The sequence below is a fragment of the Flavobacterium procerum genome, assembly GCF_042431625.1.
Classification (GTDB): domain Bacteria; phylum Bacteroidota; class Bacteroidia; order Flavobacteriales; family Flavobacteriaceae; genus Flavobacterium; species Flavobacterium procerum.
The window spans coordinates 1-715 of the sequence record NZ_JBHLYW010000018.1 but is presented as its reverse complement, the minus strand read 5'-3'; the positions used below and the strand labels follow the sequence as shown (position 1 = coordinate 715).

Annotated in this window: 1 protein-coding gene; it reads left to right on the top strand. The window is 48.4% G+C overall.

The annotated features are described in order from the left end of the window. Nucleotides 1-715: Ig-like domain-containing protein (locus ACFFLS_RS19040; RefSeq protein ID WP_446685242.1), on the top strand; the 715-nt coding region annotated here is incomplete at both ends.

The window sequence follows — 715 nt, the reverse complement described above, 5'->3', positions numbered from 1 at the left end:
TACAACACAGGATTTCTGTCAGGAAGATGCACCGACATTTGCGAGCATCCAGACCAACGAGACTAATGTTGTCTGGTACAGCGCATCTACAGGCGGAACAGCAATTCCGGCAACGACTGCTTTGACGAGCGGCACTTATTACGCATCATTATTGGATGCAGGAACAGGCTGTGAAAGCTCAGTAAGATTGGCGGTTGCAGTCAGTGTTACAGACCCTGCAACTCCGACTACGACAGATACAACACAGGATTTCTGTCAGGAAGATGCACCTACATTTGCGAGCATCCAGACCAACGAGACCAATGTTGTCTGGTACAATGTTGCGACAGGCGGAACAGCAATTCCGGCAACGACTGCCTTGACGAGCGGCACTTATTACGCATCATTATTGGATGCTGGAACAGGATGCGAGAGTTCAGTACGATTGCTAGTAACCGTAACTGTAACTGATCCTGCAACACCAACGACTACAGATACAACACAGGATTTCTGTCTGGTAAACGCACCAACATTTGCGAGCATCCAGACCAACGAGACCAATGTTGTCTGGTACAGCGCAGCGACAGGCGGAACAGCAATTCCGGCAACAACTGCTTTGACAAGCGGCACTTATTATGCTTCATTATTAGATGCTGCAACAGGCTGTGAGAGTTCAGTAAGATTATTGGTAACCGTAACGGTAACTGACCCTGCGACTCCTACAACCACAGATACA